This is a genomic window from Hoeflea phototrophica DFL-43, from assembly GCF_000154705.2.
GTDB lineage: Bacteria > Pseudomonadota > Alphaproteobacteria > Rhizobiales > Rhizobiaceae > Hoeflea > Hoeflea phototrophica.
Map to the genome: position 1 here is coordinate 1808313 of NZ_CM002917.1, position 19043 is coordinate 1827355.

Sequence of the window (19043 nt, forward strand, 5' to 3'; positions counted from 1 at the left end):
GCAAGCTTTCAGATGCCGTAATACCATGGCGCAAGCAGCGAAAAGGTCAACCAGATGATGATCACAAGCGGCGTTCCCGCGCGTAAAAAGTCGCTGAAACGGTAATGTCCCGGCCCCATGACCAGCAGATTTGTCTGGTAACCGATGGGGGTTGCGAAGGATGAGTTGGCCGCAAATATGACCGCCGCGATGAACGGGGCAGGGGAAATGCCCAGCCCGTTTGCGATGCTCAGTGCTATCGGCGTGAACAGGACGGCGGTGGCGTTGTTCGACAAGACATTCGTCAGTGCCGCCATGACAAGGAACAGCCCGGAAAGGATGACCGCGGGTCCTGCACCTCCCATCAGGGCAAGCGCTGTGTCGGCTATCAGCTGCGCGCCGCCGGTGAATTCAAGTGCGGTTGCGAGCGCGACAGAGGATCCCACCAGCAGAAAGATCTGCCGGTCAAAGGCGCGCGCGGCCTGAAGGAAAGACAGGCAGCCGGTAAGCAGCATCAGCACCGCCCCGGTGATCGCTGCAACCACGATCGGGACAAGCGAGAACGCCGAGGCGAGCACAAGGGCCGCAAAGATTGCCACCGCAATGCGGGCCTTGCGCGATTGCGGAACCGCTTCGGCGGAATGCTCCAGCATCAGAAGATCGTGGTTGCCCCGAAGCTGCGTGATGGCCTGCATCGGCCCGCCAATGAGCAGGGTATCGCCCGGTTCAAGCCGGATGTCGGAGAGCGCTGCGCGCGCCATGCGGCTCTTGCGTTGCACGCCCAGCACCGAGATGCCGAATTGCGGCCTGAGGCCGGAGAGCTGGATGGTGCGTCCTGCATAGCGTGAGCCCGGCGATATGACAGCCTCCGCCAGATGGTAATCCGGACCAGGCGGCAGTTCCTGCGTTGTGTCCTCGTTGTCCGCATCATCGCTCTCAATCCCGGCGCGCCCATGCGACAGCGCTTTGGAGAAGGCCCGCCTTGTGCCGGTGATGACCAGCGTGTCCCCGGTTTGCAGCGTCAAATCCTCGAATGGCGGAAGAATGGGCGCATCGCGGCGTTGAAGCAGCCTCAGTGTGAGATCGCCAAGTCCGGTGAACATCCCCGCCTTGGCCTGGATCCCGACGAAGGGATGCTCCCGCGTAAGGGTGATCTCGCCAATGAACTGCGCGCCGGATTTTGCCCCCGCGGACAGTTCCGCTTCGCGCTCGGGCATCATTCTGGGCAGCACGAACAACACATAGACACTGCCCACCAGCGCCAGGATGACGCCCATGCCGGTGATGTCGAAAAAGCCGATCTCAATGCCGTAGTCGCGCACCACACCCGCCACCAGCAGGTTGGTCGAGGAGCCGATCAGGGTGGTCATGCCGCCAAGGATTGAAATGAAGGACAGCGGAATGAACACCCGGCTGGGTGAAATCGACCGTTGCGCGGCAATCACCACCAGCACCGGAATGAAGATCACCACCACCGGCGTGTTGTTGAGAAAGGCGGAGATGATCCCGGCGCCGATCAGGATGAACAGGATCGGCCGGAAGGTGCTGGCGCCACCCATCTTGCCCAGCATCCGCGCCGGCGCCTCCATGGCATCGGTGGCAAACAGCCCCTGACCGACGATCAGAAGCGCAATCACGGTGGCAAGGGCCGGGTTGGCAAAGCCCGCAAGCAGCCGCTCTGCGCTCAGCGCCTCTCCATTGGCGCCACCCGTGGGGCCGGTATAGGGAACAACGCCGAACAGCAGCAGAATTGCTGCAAGCGAGACCAGTGACACCGTTTCCATTGGCCAGCGCTCGGAGGCATAGGCGATGATGGTTGCCGCAATGATGGCGAAGGTGGCGATGAGGTGAAGATCGAGCATGGAAAAGGGGCGACTCCGGTGGAGCTGTCTGCTGCCACTTTACCGCGCCGTCCACTCACGCGCCTAGGACGAATATTTCAGGCCACTCAATTCTGGCGCAACGGGTGCGACAATGGTTGATAGGAAATGAAACGAATATTCCAGCCTGTCCATGCCCCGCGCCCACAGGGCGCCGCTATGGATCGCACCCTGTTATTGCGAAAGAAGCATCTCCACCCTGGCCTTTACGTTGTCGACTGCTGCATGTTTGACCGGCCCATAGCCGCGGATCTCCATCGGCGCGGACAGCACCTGCCTCCAGATATCAGCGTTGCCAGAGTGGATTTCGTGTTCACAGCGCCCCATCAAGGCTTCGAACCAGACGATCAATCCGCGCTCCATCCTGCGTTCGGCGGTGTAACTGAAGGGATCGAAGGCTGTGCCGCGCAGGCCTTTGAGCCGTGCCAGCAGGGAAAGCACCGGCCCGATGGCGGGGCCGAAGGCGCGCTTCAGCGGCCGTCCGCGCGTATCCGTGCCACTTGAGAGCATTGGTGGCGCGAAATGATGCATGATCCGGAAATCGCCCTCAAATCGGTCCTGGAGGCTTTGCCGGAAGGCCGGGTCGCGATGCAGCCGCGCGACTTCGTACTCATCCTTGTAGGACATCAGCTTGAACAGCGATCTGGCGGCTGCACTTGCCAGTTCCTCCCGCTGATCGGCCGGCATCCGGGCGGCAAAGCCCTCGAGCCGGGCACGGTACCGCGCGGCCCAGGCGGCGTTCTGGTAGCCCTCCAGGAACGCGGCCCGCCGCGCGACGATGTCGTCAAGCGCGGCGGCGAAGTCCGGCTTCGGGTTAAGATGCGCTTCAAGAGCCGACGGATCGGCCGCCACAAGCCGGCCACAGGCAAATGCGCGCTTGTTGGCCTCGACGGCGACATTGTTGAGCTCGATCGCGCGATTGAGGGCATCGAGCGTCACCGGCACGAGACCGCGCTGCCAGGCAAAGCCGAGCATCATCACATTGGCGTAGACGGCATCGCCGAAGAGTGCCTCGGAGGCGGCATTGGCGTCGAACGCACCGACGTTGTTGGCGCCAACGACTGAAGCAATTGCGGCTGCGCGGCTATCGATGTTGAGATCGGCATCGCGCCGGAGCACCAGGTCGCCGGTCGGCATCGACGCCAGGTTGAGCGCCACCGGTGTGCCGGCCCGGTAGGTGCCCGATGCTTTGGGTGACGAGGAGACGACCACGTCGCAGCCGATCACCGCGTCCGCCATGCCGCTGTCGATCCGGACCTGGTTGATGGCGTCCGGGCCGCGGCCGATCCGGACGTAGCTCAGCACCGAGCCGAATTTCTGCGCAAAGCCGGTGAAGTCGAGAATGCTGGCGCCCTTGCCCTCGAGATGCGCCGCCATCGAGATCAGCTGTCCGACGGTGACCACGCCGGTGCCGCCAACGCCGGTCACCAGCAGGTTGAACGGCTGATCGAGCGTGGGAAGCGCGGGCAGGGTGACACCGCGCATCATCTGGTCGATGTCGAGATCGGCCGGCTTCGGCTTGCGCCGCTCGGCCCCCTCGACGGTCACGAAGCTCGGGCAGAAGCCGTTCAGGCAGGAGAGATCCTTGTTGCAGTTGGACTGGTTGATCTGCCGCTTGCGGCCGAATTCGGTCTCCTTCGGCTCGACGCTCAGGCAATTGGATTCGACCGAACAGTCGCCGCAGCCCTCACAGACGAGTTCGTTGATGACGGCGAAAACCTTTGGATCCGGCAATTCGCCGCGCTTGCGTCGGCGGCGCTTCTCGGTGGCGCAGGTCTGCTCGTAGATCAGCACCGAGACACCCGGAACCTCGCGCAGTTCACGTTGGATCGCATCCATTTCGCCGCGCGCATGAATGCTGGTCCCGCGCGGGAAATCGGCGCTCGCAAACTTGTCCGGATCATCGGACACCAGCGCGATCCGCTCGACACCCTCGGCACGGCAGATATGGGCGATCGCCTGCACGCTCACCGGACCGTCGACCGGCTGGCCGCCGGTCATGGCGACAGCGTCATTGTAGAGGATCTTGTAGGTGATGTTGGCCTTGGCCGCGATCGCCTGGCGTATCGCCATCGAACCCGAATGATACCAGGTGCCTTCGCCGAGATTCTGGAAGATGTGATCCTTGCCGGTAAAGCGCGAAGACGCCGCCCAGTTGACGCCTTCGCCGCCCATCTGGATCAGCGAAGAGGTTTCCCGGTCCATCCAGCTGGCCATGAAATGGCAGCCGATGCCGGCCAGCGCCTTCGAGCCCTCGGGCACCTTGGTCGAGGTGTTGTGCGGGCAGCCCGAACAGAAGTAGGGCGTGCGGGTGGCGCCCGGATCGCTGAGCGCAACCAGCGGCTCTGCAATGATCTCTGCGGCGCGTGCTGTAAAATTCTCGCCCCGGAACACGCCGTCTAGCCGCTTGGCGATCAGCGGCAGCAACTGTTTCGGCGACAGTTCCCCGGTCCACGGGATTAGCCGCCGGCCGGTCTCGTCATGCTTGCCGACCATCCGTTGTGGCTTGTCGCCGGGCCAGTCGTAGAAATACTCCTTGAACTGGCTCTCGATGATGCCGCGCTTTTCCTCGATCACCACCACTTCGCGTTTTCCCCGGACGAAATCGAGCGCCGCGCGGCGCGCCAAGGGCCAGACCATGCCGACCTTGTAAATGTCGATCCCGAGCGCCCGGCAGCGCGCTTTGTCGAGCCCGAGCAGCCTGAGCGCCTCCATCAGGTCGAGATGCGCCTTGCCGGTGGTCACGAAGCCGAAACGCGCGTCATCAATGCCGTAGATCGCCCGGTCGATCGGGTTGGCCTCGGCGAAGGCGAAGACCGCGTGTTTCTTGGCCTCCATCCGCTCCTCGATCTGCGGGCCGGGCAGGTCGGGCCAGCGGTAGTGCAGGCCGGTGGCGGGGATCTGGAAGTCCGGTTCGGCAAACACCCGGTCAGGCTTGAGCAGGAACGAACTGGCGCCCTCGACCGTCTCGGATATCGCCTTGAAGCCGATCCACATGCCCGAATAACGCGACAGCGCGTAGCCGTACTCGGCATATTCGAGATATTCGGCGACGCTCGACGGGTTGAGCGTCGGCATGAACCAGGCCATGAAGGCCACGTCCGACTGATGCGGCATCGAGGACGAAACACAGCCATGATCGTCGCCCGCCACCACCAGCACTCCGCCATGCGGCGAGGAACCGTAGGCGTTGCCGTGCTTGAGCGCATCACCGGCCCGGTCGACGCCCGGTCCCTTGCCGTACCAGAGCCCGAACACGCCCTCGACGGCGCGGTTCGGATTGGTTTCCACCTGCTGCGAGCCGAGCACCGCGGTCGCCGCCAGGTCCTCGTTGACCGCCGGCAGGAACTCGATCCCGTCTTCGGCAAGCCGTGCCTTCTGCCGCCACAATTCCATGTCGAGTCCGCCAAGCGGTGAGCCGCGGTAGCCCGAAACGAAGCCACCGGTCTTGAGCCCTGCTTCTCGGTCGCGCCGCGCCTGGTCGAACAGCGCCCGCACCAGCGCCTGGGTGCCGGTCATGAACACCCGGCCGGAAGCGAGCGCGTAGCGGTCGTTGAGCGTGTAGGCGGATGGGGCAGGGGTATGGAATGTCATGGGCAGGTCCTCCGCCCGTCAATGTACCACTCCGGCGCTGGCAGAACTTGCCAGAATTGCCGTTTTCTGTCACCAATTCGGCAAATATTGCCATTTATGTCTTCATGAAAGAAAGAAATATCCAAAATGGCCAGAGAGACTGAAATGCAGCCGGCAGACCGGCAGATTCTCAAGGCCGTCCAGGACGACGGCCGCATCTCCAACCAGGACCTGGCAGAGCGCGCCGGAATGTCGGCATCCGCCTGCTGGCGGCGGGTCAAGGTGCTGGAGGAGGGCGGCGTCATCGAGCGCTACACGGCACTCGTCAACCCCGAAGCCGTCGGCCTGACCTTCCACGCGATGGTCCACGTGGTGCTCTCGCGCCATCAGGCAGGCCACGTCGAGAATTTCATCCAGGCCGTGATGGCACGTCCGGAAGTGCTCGACTGCTTCGCCACCACCGGCGACGCCGATTATCACCTGCGTATCCGCTGCCGAGACCTCTCAGCCTACAACGCGTTTCTGGAGGAGTTCATATTCGCGCTGGAGGGCGTCTCGACGGTCAAGACGAACCTGATCTTGCGGCAGCTAAAGCACGAGACACGGGTGGAGGTGTAGCTACCCCCGCACCACGACCGTCCCCAGCAGCCAGTCATGCACCGTTTGCTTGCGGTCGAGCACCAGCGTGGCGAGCAGGATGAACGGGGTGAGCACCGCGTTCAAGGCCCAGAACAGCACGCCATGGACGACGGCGAGCATGAAATCGACCGGGCGGCCATCGAGGCGGGCGACGCGGATGCCCATCATCCGCATGCCGGGCGTGGCCTGGTTCGGCCCGCCCATCGAAATCCCGATGTAGGGGATGGCCACCAGCAGGAACAGGATCGGGTAGAGGAAGAACCCCAGCCCCAGCGTGAAGATGCCGATGAAGAACACCAGTACGGCCATTGGCACGCACAGCGCCAGCACGATCGCGTAATCGATGAAGAACGCCAGCACGCGCTTGGTGCGCACACCGTCATAGAGCGCGATGTCGTCACAGGCGCCTACAGCGGTATTGTCGGCGCTCTCGCGGATCGGCTGGCTCATCGGTTTCTCCTGTCAACGGATGTGGGCAATGGCGTTGCGCCCTGAAGACGTAGGAACTCACGGTGCAGAATTAAAGGGTCGGATGCGGGCAGGACGGTCGATGCGCAAATCTTGGCGCGAGAATTTATGGTGTTGCAGGACGCTATCTTACACCACCGTCATACCGGACCTGATCCGGTATCCAGCAGGCGAACGTCCGTGAGCCAGAAGACATTTTTATGCATGTGCCGAAGGTTTCTCTCACCGCGCCGACGCGCGGTGACTGGATGCCGGGTCGAGCCCGGCATGACGGATGCGGGGGAGTTGGCGTCCCCGGATAGATCATTGGACCGGCAGAACCCGGCAGCTCTTTGCCAGCCTACCAGCCGCCCTTGGCAATCAGCCTTGCGGCTTCGGGGGCGAAATAGGTCAGAACGCCGTCGCAGCCCGCGCGTTTGAAGGCCAGCAGCTTCTCCATCATCACCCGCTCGCCGTCGACATAGCCCGCAGCCGCACCCGCCTTGATCATCGAGTATTCACCCGACACCTGATAGGCGAAGACCGGCAGGCCGTAGGTTTCCTTCAGGGCCTGGCAGATGTCGAGATAGCAAAGCCCGGGCTTGACCATCAGCATGTCGGCGCCTTCCTCGACATCGAGCCCCGCATCGCGAACCGCTTCGGTGGCGTTGGAAGGATCGAGATAGTAGGTGCGCTTGTCGCCCTTCAAAAGCCCGGATGTGCCGATGGCCTCGCGGTAGGGGCCGTAAAGGGCGGAGGCGAATTTGGTGGCATAGGACATGATGCCGACCGACTGGTGGCCGGCGGCATCGAGTGCGCGGCGGATGGCGCCGATGCGCCCGTCCATCATGTCCGAGGGTGCAATGATGTCGGCGCCGGCATCGGCTTGATGGACGGCCGCCGCCGCGATCTGGCGCACCGTCTCGTCATTGACGATTTCGCCATCGCGCAGGATCCCGTCATGACCATGATCGGTGAAAGGATCGAGCGCGACATCGGTGATCACGCCGATATTGGGGACGGCTTTCTTGATTGCGCGCGTGGTCTGGTTGATCAGATTGTCCGGTTCAAGCGCATAGGAGCCGGTCTGGTCGCGGTGTTCCATTTCCACATTTGGAAAAGTGGCGAGCGCAGGAATCCCAAGATCAGCGGCCATCTTTGCTGCTTCCACGGCCTTGTCGACCGACATCCGGTTGACCCCCGGCATGGCGTCAATCGGTTCGAGCACATTGCTGCCCGGAACAATGAAGATCGGCCAGATCAGGTCATCAACGCTCAGCCGGGTTTCGCGCGTCAGCCTGCGCGACCAGTCCGCCACCCGGGTGCGCCGCATCCGCCGGTGTCCGGTGATCTCATCGACATTGATCTCGCTCGCCGCCTTCAGGCCCGCCGCCGTGTTCTTGCCTTTTGATGCCATCTTCTCTGATCCTCCCCGATACGCGGCCAAGCTGATGTGGCCAGTCCTGCTGACGGTTGGCCTTGTGTCGGACATGCCCGATTTGAGTTATAGACCGCACCTGGGGCAGGGAGGTCAAGGCCGCCAACAAAGCCCGGCTTGCAATTGCTGCTCAGCCAATGCGTTCCAGAGTGAAGTCACCGCTGTTCTCGTCAAGCTCGATGACACGCATGATCAGGTTCGGTTGAGGGAAACACTCGGCAATGGATCGGGGCGAGGCGGTCTTGTCCTTGGCGACAGCGATGATGACGCTGACTTCTCCGTCCAGATGATCCCTGGCCCACACCAGATTCTCGATCAGTTCCAGATGTCCGTTGGAGCCCACCCAGCCCTCTTCTGTGCCCGTGGCAGTCGACTGGTAGATCATCGTGCCGTTCTGGAAGAGATCCTGCCAGAGCGTCACGGAAACCTTTTTGCCATCGGCGCTGCGTCCGGACCAGCTCCAGCGCTTGTTCTTCGGTACGGTGCCGAGGCGCTCGAAACTCTGCGACAGTGTCCAGTTCTTCGCCATCATGGTCTCCGGGGCCAGTCGACATTCATGGGAAAGGCAGGAAAGGGATTGCCAATGAGCAAGAGTACCATCAAAAACGCTCACAGCCTGGAGATTCGTGCTGCCGGAAGTGGCCTCTTGCTCCTGGCGGCCAATTGTTATTGTTTGCGGACGTTCACAAAGTGCCGCATCGGACGCGTGACAGGGAAAGACGCCTCTTATGGCCATGCTGGAAATTGGAACAAAGCCGGAGCAAGGTGACGGCCGGCTGGACGCGAGTTACCGGCTGTTCGTGCGGCTGGTTGCGCTGAGCTGTCTGATGGCGGGATTGCAATATTGGGGACGGCTTATCGGTTTCTCCGATGGCGGGGCGTCACGGTTTGATCTTATCCCGTCCTATTGGCAGTTCGCCTCTGCCTCACTCGCCGTATTGCTTCCGGTTGCCGCCGTCGGGCTTTGGATGCAGGTCTCCTGGGGTCCGGTCCTCTGGGTCGTGTCCGCCGGCGCCGAAGTCATCATGCATTTGGGGCTTCCACAGTATTTTGGAGAGCGGCCGGTTTTGGTCATCGCCCACGCCGTGGTCATGGTTGTCTATCTGTGCTTCAGGGTGTTGCTGTTCTTGAAATGGCGCAGGGAGGCGCAGCAGCAGGTAAGGACTGATTCACTCTAACTCGCACTGAAACCTCGGTAAGAGCCTGTTAAGCTTGCATTTTAAGTAGAATTTTATGCGTATTGCGTAGGGTCTGTCTCAAGGCGGGAACAAAAGCCGCCACCACAAACAGTGAGGCAGTCATTATGTCATATACCAATTCTGCGCTTGCGGCAGAAACCAAAGCCGCTCCTGCAAGCGATGAGAACGAAGCTCTCAAGGACCTGTATCTGGAATCGCTGCAGCTGGTCGAGCGGCTTCACCGCCGTCTGCTCGATGTCATCAAGGATGAGTTCGACCGCAACAACCGCACCGACATCAATGCGGTTCAGGCGCTGCTGTTGTTCAACATCGGCAATTCCGAGCTTACTGCCGGCGAGTTGCGTTCCCGCGGCTACTATCTGGGCTCGAATGTGTCCTACAATCTCAAGAAGCTGGTGGATCTGGGCTACATCAACCATCAGCGCTCGCGGGTTGACCGCCGTGCGGTCCGCATCAGCCTGACCGAACACGGTGTTGAAGTCGCCGAGATCGTTGCCGGGCTTTACGACCGCCACATCAATTCGATTGCCAAGGTTGGTGGCATCGGTGCTGATGAGTTCGAGGAACTCAACAAGCTGATGCAGCGCCTGGACCGCTTCTGGAACGACCAGATTCTCTACCGGCTCTAAGCGGTTAGAGAAGTGGGCCAGGACGACTGGCCAGAAAGAAAAAGCGGTGGGGCTTGAGGCTCCGCCGCTTTTCTGCGTCAGGTGGTGCGTAAATGGGCGGCCGCTACTCAGCCGGGTCGGCGTTGAACTGACCCGTTCTTGGAAGCGGCAGCAGCACCGGGGTGCGGGCAGCGTAGTCGGCATAGTCTGACCGCGAAGCCACCAAATGCTGCTCGGTGAGTGGCAGCGAAACCAGCCGGATCACCGCGGCCAGCGCCACCGGACCGGCCAGGGCCCACCAGGCGCCCGACAGATCATAGGCGGCAAAGCCAAGACCGAACCAGAGCATCATCTCTCCGAGATAATTGGGATGGCGGCTGTAGGACCAGAGCCCGGAAGACAAGGTTTCCTTTCCGGCACGGCCTTCGAGCCGGTGCCGGTAGAGCTGCCAGTCGGCCGCGCTTTCAAGAGCCAAGCCGGCCACGAACAAGGCGATGCCCGTGTATCCCAGGAGCGAAAGACCTGCATCAGCCGGTGCGCCGACAATGGCATGGACGGGAGTTGCGACCAGCCAGAGGATCACCGCCTGGAGCAAGAACACCTTGTACAGACTGCGCCACCACCATTGCGGCCCTCCATTCTGGCGCATTTTCAGGTACCGGCCGTCCTCACCCTCCATCAGGCGGTGCCGCATGATCAGTTGGGTGGCGAGCCTCACGGCCCACAGCGTGACTGCGCCGAGCAGAACAAGCTTTGCCCCGGACCCTTCGGCGCCGAAGGCCAAACCGGTCCATCCGATTACTGCAAAGCCGGGTCCCCAGTAGTAGTCCACGATCCCCGCGTCCTCGAGCGGAACATGAATTAGCCATATTGCCGTGAAAGCGATAAGTGTGACGACTAGGCTGGTCATCAGGAACGGGTCCATGGTGTCTCTCTGACGTTGTGTGCTCACGTAAAAGTGAGGCGGACAGCTTGAAGGGGAGGTTTTGGTCCCCAATTGTTAACGCTAGTACTTGTATAAATTCGCTTAAGCGAGGTTACATTGGACTGCATGGTGGATTACGCATGAAAACGCCAATCGGATTAGACAAAATGAGCCGCCGACGGTTTCTGGCCGGAGCCGCAGGCGCTGTTGCGACAGTATCCGCGGCTGGAGCTGCCAAGGCGCAATCGACCATCGAGGCCATTATCAACTCGCCGCGCCGTGGTTCCTGGGATGACCAGTTTGATGCCAAGAGCTCGCGCTCTGTCGCAAAGACGGCGACCCGTTACCCGATTTCCAGTGCCGACACGATCGGCTTCGTCGAGCGCGCGGTCTTTGATTATCAGGACATTATTGCAAGGGGCGGTTGGCCTTTCGTGCCCGCCACCAAGAAGCTGCGCATGGGGGTCTCCGAACCTGAAGTGCGGCTGCTCCGCCAGCGTTTGATTGCCTCGGGCGATCTGTCTGCAAACACCGGATTGTCCAACGCCTTCGATTCCTATGTCGACGGCGCGGTCAAGAAATTTCAGGCGCGCCACGGCCTGCCGCCGGATGGCATTCTGGGGAATTACTCCTACCAGGCTCTCAACGTCTCCGCTGACGTCCGTCTGGGTCAGCTTGAAACCAACCTTGTGCGCTTGCGCTCGATGTCCGGCTTTCTTGGCGACCGCTACGTGATGGTCAACATCCCGGCAGCCCAGATCGAAGCTGTCGAGAACGGCCGCGTTGTGCTGCGCCATACCGCGATTGTTGGCAAGATCGACCGGCAGACACCGATCCTCAATTCCAAGATTCACGAGATCATTCTCAATCCCTACTGGACCTCGCCGCGCTCGATCATCGAAAAGGATATCGTGCCGCTGATGCGCAAGGACCCAACCTATCTGACACGCAACTCGATCCGCCTGTTTGATGGTAAGGGCAATGAGGTGGCGCCGGAGACCATCGACTGGCATGCTGAAAAGGCACCTGACCTGATGTTCCGCCAGGATCCTGGCAAGGGCAACGCCATGTCCTCGACCAAGATCAATTTCCACAATCCGCATGCCGTCTACATGCACGACACACCACAGCAGGGCGTGTTCAACCAGCTGATGCGGTTTGAAAGCTCCGGCTGTGTGCGAGTGCAGAATGTGCGAGATCTCAACACCTGGCTGTTGCGCGATACGCCCGGCTGGAACCGTCAGGCGATCGAAGCCACCATTGCATCCGGTGAGAGCACCGAAATCCTGCTCTCCGAGCCGGTGCCTGTCTATTTCACCTATTTCACCGCCTGGGCCTCTGAGGATGGCGTCGTACAGTTCCGCGACGACGTCTATCAGCGCGACGGCGTGGAAGAACTGGCACTTCGCTGAAGCAGATAAGACAATCATTCAATCAGGAAAAGCCGCCCGGCCGGGCGGCTTTTCTTTTGGCTGTTCGTCCCGTTCGTGTCGCTCTACAAAAGGCCGGCAGATCCGTTGCCATAACCAGACGTCCGGAAGGGAACACGCAGCATGATTGCCTATGTCACCGTCGGTGCTGATGACCTCTCTCATGCAAAGCGGTTTTACTCGGCATTCCTGCCGGTGCTCGGATACGGGCTCAAGGAGGGCCCGGAGGGCCTGAGCTACGCGCTGCCGGTGGAACCCGGTCAGTCTCCGGTTCTGCCGGATTTCTATGTCAAACCGACCTTTGATGGCCGCCCGGCCTCGGCCGGGAATGGTGCTATGGTCGCGTTCGAGGCGCGCAATCAAAAGCAGGTTCGTGAGCTTCACGCCGCCGCGCTTGTCGCCGGCGGATCTGACGAGGGCCAGCCCGGCTTCCGCGAGGCCTATGGACCGCATTTTTATGTCGGCTACCTCCGCGACCCTCAAGGCAACAAGGTCGCACTGTTTTCAAGTGATCCGAACGAACCCGGACGTAAAGACTGACGCGGCTTGCACTCAAGCGGGCAGTGGGCTGTTCGTGTGGTGTCTCAATGCGTTTTGCACACATAGGTTTTCCGTTTACCGCGGTGCTGTGACGCAATCAGGACGGCGGATATTGCCCTTGTCATGCGAGAGCGTTAAACAGCCGCATCCGGTTTGGCCAAGCCGCATTCCGGATTCGAGCCCGTTTGACGTAGCGCCGCCACCAATCGCCGGCCTGCGTTGCGACCAAACCGTGCCATACGACCGAGCCAACAAGGAACCCGGACCCATGTCGAACGCGACCCAAGCAGCCCGTTTTTCAGACGCCTTTTTCAACCGTTCTCTGGCCGACGCCGACCCTGCGCTCTATGGCTCCATCAAGGACGAATTGGGCCGTCAGCGCCACGAGATCGAACTGATCGCCTCCGAAAACATCGTCTCGCGTGCCGTGTTGGAAGCACAGGGCTCGGTGATGACCAACAAATATGCGGAAGGCTATCCGGGTCGCCGCTACTATGGCGGCTGCCATTTTGTCGACATCGCCGAGGAACTCGCGATCGACCGTATCAAGCAGCTGTTTGGCTGCGGGTTTGCCAATGTCCAGCCCAATTCCGGCTCTCAGGCCAACCAGGCGGTTCTTCTGGCGCTGGCCAAGCCGGGCGACACGCTGCTGGGCATGAGCCTCGACGCCGGCGGCCATCTCACCCACGGCGCGCGGCCCAACCTGTCCGGCAAATGGTTCAATGCGGTTCAGTACGGGCTTGATCTGGCGACCGGCGTGATCGACTACGATCAGGTCGAGGCGCTGGCGCATGAGCACAAGCCGCGCATCATCATTGCCGGTGGCTCGGCCTATTCGCGCCACATCGATTTCGCCCGCTTCCGTGCCATTGCCGATGCAGTCGACGCGATTCTCTGGGTCGACATGGCGCATTTTGCAGGCCTCGTCGCTGGCGGCTCGCATCCGAGCCCGTTCCCGCATGCCCATGTTGCCACCTCGACCACGCACAAGACCCTTCGCGGCCCACGCGGCGGCATCGTGCTGACCAATGACGAGGACATCGCCAAGAAAATCAACTCAGCCGTTTTCCCGGGTCTTCAGGGCGGTCCGCTGATGCATGTCATCGCCGCCAAGGCAGTCGCCTTCGGCGAAGCGCTGACCCCGGAGTTCAAGTCCTACATCGGCAACGTCGTGCGCAATGCGGAAGTGTTGGCCGAAACCCTGGTCGAAGGTGGTCTGGAAATCGTCTCGGGCGGGACCGACACCCATCTGATGCTGGTGGACTTGCGCCCCAAGAGCCTGACCGGAAAGGCTTCCGAGGCTGCTCTTGGCCGCGCCTTCATCACCTGCAACAAGAACGGTGTGCCCAACGATCCGGAAAAGCCGACGATCACGTCAGGCGTTCGCCTCGGCACGCCGGCAGGCACCACCCGCGGCTTTGGCGAAGCCGAATTCCGCGAGATCGGCAAGCTGATCCTCGAGGTGCTCGATGGTCTCAAGAAGGCCAATTCGGAAGAGGGGAACGCCGAGGTGGAAGCCGCGGTGAAGGCCAAGGTCATCGCGCTGACCGATCGCTTCCCGATCTACCCGCATCTGGGTTGATCGCGCATGCGGTGTCCTTATTGCGGTTCCGAAGACAGTCAGGTGAAGGATTCGCGGCCCGCTGAAGATGGTGCTGCGATCCGCCGCCGCCGGGTATGCCCGGACTGTGGCGGCCGCTTCACCACTTTCGAACGGGTGCAACTGCGCGATCTGCAGGTGCTCAAGAAAACCGGGCGGCGGGTGCCGTTTGACCGCGACAAGCTGGCCAAATCCTTCCAGATCGCCCTGCGCAAGCGCCCGGTTGACCCCGAGCGCATAGACCGTGCAGTTTCGGGCATTGTCCGGCGGCTCGAAAGCTCCGGCGAAACCGAAATCGCGACAGATGGCATCGGCCTTCTGGTGCTTGAAGCTCTCAAGGCACTCGATGATGTAGGCTTCGTCCGCTACGCTTCGGTGTACCGGGATTTCTCGGGTCCACAGGACTTTGAGCGCACCATTGCCGAACTGACGGCGCGGATTGCAGGCGACAGCACCGCCGGAGACGACTGAGGCCGTGGCCGTGGACGCGCTTGACCGGCGGTTCATGGCGGCCGCAATCCGTCTGGCTCGCTGGCACCAGGGCAGGACCGGCTCCAATCCCTCCGTTGCTACGCTGATCGTGCGCGAGATTAATGACGAGCCGGTCATCGTAGGCCGAGGCGTGACAGCTGTTGGTGGCCGCCCTCATGCCGAACCTCAGGCACTGGCCGAAGCGGGCGATCTCGCCCGCGGCGCCACTGCCTATGTCACGCTCGAACCCTGCGCCCACCACGGACGAACCCCGCCTTGCGCTGAGGCGCTGGTGAGCGCCGGGGTCAGCCGGGTTGTGGCCGCTGCCAGTGACCCTGATGACAGGGTCTCGGGCAGGGGATACCAGATCCTGCGCGATGCCAGGATCGAGGTGGAAGAGAACGTGCTCGCCGAAGAGGCCGCGCGCGATCTGGCGGGCTATTTAACCCGGCGTATGAAAAACCGTGTCCATGTGACTCTAAAGCTTGCGCTTTCCCGCAACGGCAAGATCGGCCGCCGTGACGGCGGACAGGTGCTGATCACCGGCGAGGTCAGCAACCGTCAGGTCCATGCGTTGCGCGCCCAGGCCGACGTGATCCTGATTGGCATTGGCACCGCGCTCAATGATGATCCGTCGCTGACCTGCCGGATCGAGGGGCTTGAGGACCGCTCGCCAATCCGGCTTGTTCTGGACACGCAGTTGAAATTGCCCGTCGCTTCGAAGCTGGTGCGCACGGCGCGCGAGGTGCCTCTCTGGATCGCGACCTCCGCTGCGCAGGACCACCCGGCCCGCGCTGGACTCGCCGCAGCCGGTGCCGACTTTATTGCCTGTGAAACCCATGATGGCCAGATCGCGTTGCCCGAATTGCTGGAGGATCTGGCAGCACGCGGATTGTCGAGCGTGTTGGTCGAGGGCGGCGAGCAGGTGGCGGAGGCGTTTCTGGCCGAGGGCCTGGTTGACCGGCTTATCCTGCTGACCGGCCAGATCGATATCGAGGGCGACGCGGTTGACGCGCCATTTGCACCCGGCATTGTTCCGCCCGGATTCCGAAAGACCTCTTCCATGACTTTCGGCGCGGACCATATGGATGAATTTGAAAGGCTCTAAACCCATGTTCACCGGCATCATCACCGACATCGGCCGGCTGGCCGCGATCAGCCCGCGCGATCAGGGCATCCGCCTGCGAATTGAAACCTCATGGGATCCCGCCACAATCGACATCGGCGCCTCGATCGCCTGTTCCGGCGTCTGTCTCACAGTCACGGGATTGCCGGAGGCGGGGGAGACTGCGCGCTGGTTCGAGGTCGAAGCCTGGGAGGAGGCGCTCAGGCTGACCACGATCGGCGCTTGGGGCGAGGGCACCCGCATCAACCTCGAGCGCTCGCTGAGGATCGGCGACGAACTTGGCGGGCACATGGTCACCGGCCATGTGGATGGCATGGCCGATCTGGTTTCGGTCAAGGACGAGGGCGAAGCCCGGCGCTTCACATTGCGCGCGCCCGATGGGCTCGCCCGCTTCATCGCGCCGAAGGGCTCGGTCGCGCTCGACGGGACATCGTTGACCGTCAACGGCGTCGAGGGTGCGGACTTCGATGTGCTGTTGATCCGCCATTCGCTGGAGGTCACCACATGGGCCGATCGCAAGGCGGGTGACCGGATCAATCTCGAAGTGGACCAGATGGCGCGTTATGCGGCACGGCTGACCGAGATGTCGGGCCGGGCGTAACCGCCTTCTCAGCTGTTATCTGTCTGGTTTGAACCTGATTGCGTTCCTGGGCCAGGCGTCAGATCCGTGCCAAGCCGTTTCTGGCGTGGTCCGGCCTGGTTGGCCGTCGAAATCGAACCGCGCCAGCAGGTGCAATCCGAACACCGCGAAGATGTGCATCAGCCAGATCGCATCATTGCGCGCCAGAAAGAATGTCTCGATGAATGACAGTAGGCTCGCAAACACGATCACCATGAAGAACATGTCGGCCATCGGCCGGTTGCCGCGTCTGCGCCGGGCGCGCGCATAATTGAACATCGGGGCGACAAACAGAACCCAGCACAGCACTGCGGTGCCGATCACTCCCAGATTGAGCAGCATATCGAGATAATTGTTGTGCCCATGCACGATGTAGCGGTAATCCCAGGCCGCCTCGAAGGGCGCATCCAGCCCCAGCACATTTGGGGTCTGCCAGAAATTATACAGACCATACCCAAGCCATTGCTTGTGGGGGATCATCGAGAGGCTGAATTCCCACAGTGTTGTTCGTCCGGTGTAAGTCTTGTCGCCGAGCAGATCGCCAACGAACTCCGCCAGGCCCGGGCTGTAAAGCACGCCGAGTGTGAACACGCCGAACCCGGCAATGGCCACAAGCGATGCAAAAATTGCCATGCTGGCGCGCCCGAACAAAGGCGCCATGAAAACGATCAGGACGGCAATCGGAAACAGGCCTACGGTGGTTTTCGAACCCGTGTTGGCGACAAAGAGCGCAGCGGCCGCAAAGATCACGAAGCCCGAAAAACGCTGCCCAGAGCGCATCAGGTAAATCCCGAAAATGGCAATCACGCTCATCACCGGCCCTGCGATGTTCTTGTGGCTGAAATGGCCGCGCCAGAGGCCGCTGTGCTGGGGTTCGTATGCGTCATAGCCATGTTTGGCGAGATCGGGAAACGCCACCAGGCCGATATAGGACAGTGCCAGAGCAGCGCCTGCGCCAATCGTCAGCGCCATTCTAAAATCAGCCTGGCTGCGTGGAAGTGCAACCACTGTAAAAGCGATCAGCATGCCGATCATGGTGAACACCAGGGTTCGCAGCATGATGTCGGGGTAGGGCGATCGCATGAGATTGAGGACCAGAATCGCGCCGAGCAAGGCAAAGCCGGGTGTGATCAGGCTTGTGAGCACCTTTCTGTTGGCCAGGCACAGAAGCGTCAGCAGGCAAATGCAGCCCGCAGCCAGAAACCCGAGCTGATTGAGGGCGTCGCCGCTGTTGGCAGAGGCTGAATCATAGGTCAGCCGCACCGCGAACGGCCTGAGCGAAATCAACATGAGAGCCAGAGACAAACCGGAGACCAGGATTGTGATCAACCTGGTCGTCGTTTCGCTCAACAATGATGGCTGCGCGAGTTGCAGCGTTGCAGCCAGATGCAGTGGCGCAGAACCGGAGTGCGGGGAGGCCGCGTTGGGAATGGTATACCTGTGGCGCATGCCAATGCCTGGACAAGAGGGAGCAGGCTTCACCATCGGCATTTATGGTTAATCGAGTGTGAATATTTGCCTTCGAATCCGCCCAGATGGGTGCAGACACCAGCCACATGTGTGCCTTCAGGGAGCCTGGTCGGGGTCACCCAACTGCGCCAGCGCTTCTGCGCCTTTCGGGCACAGGCCGTAAATCCCGGTCGCCACCTTCTCGAACCAGCCGTAGTGATTGTTCGCCATCATCAATCGGGCCTTTTCAACGCCGGAGAGTCTGGCCACCTCAGACGCCTTGGTCGGGCCCTGTTGTGAAAGCACCCGGGCGCAGCGCAGCGCATCCTGCCGATAGGCGGTCATCAGGCCTTGCCGTGTCGCCCCACCGGAATTCGGGTCGCCCGTGCGCTTGGCGAATTCGCGCAGCAGCCGGGTTTTCTTCAGCGCCGATTTCCGCGGCTTGTAGGGCGAGGGGTCTGCATGCACCTCGACCAGCCCGTCCTTGAGCCGCACCGTAATCAGCCCGAGCCCGAGCCTGCGGCAGAGCGACTTGTTGGCCGTCAGCGCTTTCAGGCCGGCGCGTCCGGAACTGCGCGGCACTGCGATATAGACGACATCGGTGATCGCCTGGCGTTCTATCGCCTGATGAAACAGCGACAGCGAAAAACTCGTCTTGAGCTCGACCACGACAGCGTCCTCGTCGCCGCGGACCCCGACCACATCAGCGGCGCCGATTTCACCCTTGACCTCATAGCCCTGGCCTTCAAGCAATGTCTTGACCGGCAGATAGAGGTCTGTTTCGCGGGGTTTTGTTGCACTCATCACCGGCCTGTTTAACGGAGTCGCAGGGCGCGGAAAAGACCTTCACCTTGCGACAGTGTCGGCCCAGGCAAGCTGTGTCGTTGCTGTCCATGAAATGGGCATGCATCAAGCGCCGGGCCGCTTGGTTCAGTGACGCTTCTGACCCGTGAGTGCGCAAATGCCCACGCGAGTGTTTCCGCGCGGCCATTTCCCCTTGCCAAGCGGCGAACAAAGTGATTTGACCCCCGCTTCGATCCAACACTACATCTGGCGCTGGCCTCGCACCCGAATACAAGCGTGCGAAAGACCCGCCCGAAGGCCTGAAAGACTGCCGCTC

General features: G+C 61.5%; 17 protein-coding genes. 9 read left to right on the forward strand and 8 right to left on the reverse strand.

The genetic code is table 11. From position 1 onward, the window contains the following. Window positions 1-8: 8 nt before the first annotated feature. Both HPDFL43_RS08420 and HPDFL43_RS08425 read right to left on the reverse strand, forming a co-directional pair. On the reverse strand, window positions 9-1841 hold the full coding sequence (locus HPDFL43_RS08420) for an SLC13 family permease (protein WP_007196885.1): 1833 nt from the start codon (window positions 1839-1841) through the stop codon (window positions 9-11). A 192-nt stretch (window positions 1842-2033) separates the two neighbouring features. Continuing rightward, window positions 2034-5453 (reverse strand): indolepyruvate ferredoxin oxidoreductase family protein, encoded by a 3420-nt coding sequence (locus tag HPDFL43_RS08425; RefSeq protein WP_007196886.1) that lies wholly within the window; start codon window positions 5451-5453, stop codon window positions 2034-2036. A gap of 126 nt (window positions 5454-5579) precedes the next feature. On the opposite strand from HPDFL43_RS08425, the gene HPDFL43_RS08430 reads away from it, so the two are divergent. Continuing rightward, window positions 5580-6050 carry an Lrp/AsnC family transcriptional regulator gene (locus HPDFL43_RS08430; protein WP_040449138.1) on the forward strand — a complete coding sequence of 157 codons (471 nt, stop codon included), beginning with the start codon at window positions 5580-5582 and terminating at the stop codon, window positions 6048-6050. Here HPDFL43_RS08430 and HPDFL43_RS08435 read toward each other — a convergent pair whose 3' ends face one another. The 3 genes from HPDFL43_RS08435 to HPDFL43_RS08445 all read right to left on the reverse strand — a co-directional run bounded on the left by HPDFL43_RS08435 (window position 6051) and on the right by HPDFL43_RS08445 (window position 8485). After that, window positions 6051-6521: an RDD family protein gene (locus tag HPDFL43_RS08435; RefSeq protein WP_007196888.1), complete on the reverse strand. Its 471-nt coding sequence runs from the start codon at window positions 6519-6521 to the stop codon at window positions 6051-6053. A 358-nt stretch (window positions 6522-6879) separates the two neighbouring features. Further along, the gene (gene hemB / locus HPDFL43_RS08440; RefSeq protein WP_007196889.1) at window positions 6880-7935 is read right to left on the reverse strand and encodes a porphobilinogen synthase; all 1056 of its coding nucleotides are present in this window, start codon (window positions 7933-7935) and stop codon (window positions 6880-6882) included. A 151-nt stretch (window positions 7936-8086) separates the two neighbouring features. Next, complete coding sequence (locus HPDFL43_RS08445) at window positions 8087-8485, reverse strand: hypothetical protein (RefSeq protein WP_156970230.1); 399 nt, start codon at window positions 8483-8485, stop codon at window positions 8087-8089. 199 nt (window positions 8486-8684) lie between these two features. Between HPDFL43_RS08445 and HPDFL43_RS08450 the strand changes: the two genes are divergently transcribed. Next, window positions 8685-9134 (forward strand): DUF6163 family protein, encoded by a 450-nt coding sequence (locus tag HPDFL43_RS08450; RefSeq protein ID WP_007196891.1) that lies wholly within the window; start codon window positions 8685-8687, stop codon window positions 9132-9134. Window positions 9135-9259: 125 nt separating this feature from the next. After that, window positions 9260-9784: a transcriptional regulator LdtR gene (gene ldtR / locus HPDFL43_RS08455; protein ID WP_007196892.1), complete on the forward strand. Its 525-nt coding sequence runs from the start codon at window positions 9260-9262 to the stop codon at window positions 9782-9784. Window positions 9785-9887: 103 nt separating this feature from the next. Here ldtR and HPDFL43_RS08460 read toward each other — a convergent pair whose 3' ends face one another. Then, window positions 9888-10673 carry a DUF1295 domain-containing protein gene (locus tag HPDFL43_RS08460; RefSeq protein WP_169743241.1) on the reverse strand — a complete coding sequence of 262 codons (786 nt, stop codon included), beginning with the start codon at window positions 10671-10673 and terminating at the stop codon, window positions 9888-9890. A 155-nt stretch (window positions 10674-10828) separates the two neighbouring features. Here HPDFL43_RS08460 and HPDFL43_RS08465 point away from each other — a divergent pair, with 155 nt between their 5' ends. The 6 genes from HPDFL43_RS08465 to HPDFL43_RS08490 all read left to right on the forward strand — a co-directional run bounded on the left by HPDFL43_RS08465 (window position 10829) and on the right by HPDFL43_RS08490 (window position 16456). Continuing rightward, window positions 10829-12100, forward strand: a complete 1272-nt coding sequence (locus tag HPDFL43_RS08465) for a L,D-transpeptidase family protein (protein ID WP_052093179.1) — start codon at window positions 10829-10831, stop codon at window positions 12098-12100. A 141-nt stretch (window positions 12101-12241) separates the two neighbouring features. Next, window positions 12242-12658 (forward strand): VOC family protein, encoded by a 417-nt coding sequence (locus tag HPDFL43_RS08470; protein ID WP_007196896.1) that lies wholly within the window; start codon window positions 12242-12244, stop codon window positions 12656-12658. Window positions 12659-12926: 268 nt separating this feature from the next. Then, the gene (gene glyA, locus HPDFL43_RS08475; RefSeq protein WP_007196897.1) at window positions 12927-14240 is read left to right on the forward strand and encodes a serine hydroxymethyltransferase; all 1314 of its coding nucleotides are present in this window, start codon (window positions 12927-12929) and stop codon (window positions 14238-14240) included. 6 nt (window positions 14241-14246) lie between these two features. After that, complete coding sequence (gene nrdR / locus HPDFL43_RS08480) at window positions 14247-14729, forward strand: transcriptional regulator NrdR (RefSeq protein ID WP_040449140.1); 483 nt, start codon at window positions 14247-14249, stop codon at window positions 14727-14729. A 34-nt stretch (window positions 14730-14763) separates the two neighbouring features. Continuing rightward, window positions 14764-15837 (forward strand): bifunctional diaminohydroxyphosphoribosylaminopyrimidine deaminase/5-amino-6-(5-phosphoribosylamino)uracil reductase RibD, encoded by a 1074-nt coding sequence (gene ribD, locus HPDFL43_RS08485; protein WP_052093283.1) that lies wholly within the window; start codon window positions 14764-14766, stop codon window positions 15835-15837. A gap of 4 nt (window positions 15838-15841) precedes the next feature. Next, entirely contained in the window at window positions 15842-16456 is a 615-nt protein-coding gene (locus tag HPDFL43_RS08490) for a riboflavin synthase (protein ID WP_007196900.1), read from the forward strand. Between the two features lie 15 nt (window positions 16457-16471). Here the strand turns inward: HPDFL43_RS08490 and HPDFL43_RS08495 are convergent, their stop codons facing one another. Both HPDFL43_RS08495 and HPDFL43_RS08500 read right to left on the reverse strand, forming a co-directional pair. Continuing rightward, window positions 16472-17923: an O-antigen ligase family protein gene (locus HPDFL43_RS08495; protein ID WP_007196901.1), complete on the reverse strand. Its 1452-nt coding sequence runs from the start codon at window positions 17921-17923 to the stop codon at window positions 16472-16474. A 117-nt stretch (window positions 17924-18040) separates the two neighbouring features. Next, window positions 18041-18727, reverse strand: a complete 687-nt coding sequence (locus HPDFL43_RS08500; RefSeq protein ID WP_007196902.1) for a DUF2161 domain-containing phosphodiesterase — start codon at window positions 18725-18727, stop codon at window positions 18041-18043. Window positions 18728-19043 lie beyond the last annotated feature (316 nt).

Excerpts from the sequence above, each read along its gene's own strand:
- HPDFL43_RS08470 (WP_007196896.1), top strand. The coding sequence starts at position 12,242 with ATGATTGCCTATGTCACCGTCGGTGCTGATGACCTCTCTCATGCAAAG.
- HPDFL43_RS08425 (WP_007196886.1), bottom strand. The coding sequence starts at position 5,453 with ATGACATTCCATACCCCTGCCCCATCCGCCTACACGCTCAACGACCGC.
- glyA (WP_007196897.1), top strand. The coding sequence starts at position 12,927 with ATGTCGAACGCGACCCAAGCAGCCCGTTTTTCAGACGCCTTTTTCAAC.
- HPDFL43_RS08460 (WP_169743241.1), bottom strand. The coding sequence starts at position 10,673 with ATGACCAGCCTAGTCGTCACACTTATCGCTTTCACGGCAATATGGCTA.
- nrdR (WP_040449140.1), top strand. The coding sequence starts at position 14,247 with ATGCGGTGTCCTTATTGCGGTTCCGAAGACAGTCAGGTGAAGGATTCG.
- HPDFL43_RS08420 (WP_007196885.1), bottom strand. The coding sequence starts at position 1,841 with ATGCTCGATCTTCACCTCATCGCCACCTTCGCCATCATTGCGGCAACC.
- HPDFL43_RS08435 (WP_007196888.1), bottom strand. The coding sequence starts at position 6,521 with ATGAGCCAGCCGATCCGCGAGAGCGCCGACAATACCGCTGTAGGCGCC.
- HPDFL43_RS08490 (WP_007196900.1), top strand. The coding sequence starts at position 15,842 with ATGTTCACCGGCATCATCACCGACATCGGCCGGCTGGCCGCGATCAGC.
- ribD (WP_052093283.1), top strand. The coding sequence starts at position 14,764 with ATGGCGGCCGCAATCCGTCTGGCTCGCTGGCACCAGGGCAGGACCGGC.
- HPDFL43_RS08495 (WP_007196901.1), bottom strand. The coding sequence starts at position 17,923 with ATGCGCCACAGGTATACCATTCCCAACGCGGCCTCCCCGCACTCCGGT.
- HPDFL43_RS08450 (WP_007196891.1), top strand. The coding sequence starts at position 8,685 with ATGGCCATGCTGGAAATTGGAACAAAGCCGGAGCAAGGTGACGGCCGG.
- ldtR (WP_007196892.1), top strand. The coding sequence starts at position 9,260 with ATGTCATATACCAATTCTGCGCTTGCGGCAGAAACCAAAGCCGCTCCT.
- HPDFL43_RS08445 (WP_156970230.1), bottom strand. The coding sequence starts at position 8,485 with ATGGCGAAGAACTGGACACTGTCGCAGAGTTTCGAGCGCCTCGGCACC.
- HPDFL43_RS08430 (WP_040449138.1), top strand. The coding sequence starts at position 5,580 with ATGGCCAGAGAGACTGAAATGCAGCCGGCAGACCGGCAGATTCTCAAG.
- HPDFL43_RS08500 (WP_007196902.1), bottom strand. The coding sequence starts at position 18,727 with ATGAGTGCAACAAAACCCCGCGAAACAGACCTCTATCTGCCGGTCAAG.
- HPDFL43_RS08465 (WP_052093179.1), top strand. The coding sequence starts at position 10,829 with ATGAAAACGCCAATCGGATTAGACAAAATGAGCCGCCGACGGTTTCTG.
- hemB (WP_007196889.1), bottom strand. The coding sequence starts at position 7,935 with ATGGCATCAAAAGGCAAGAACACGGCGGCGGGCCTGAAGGCGGCGAGC.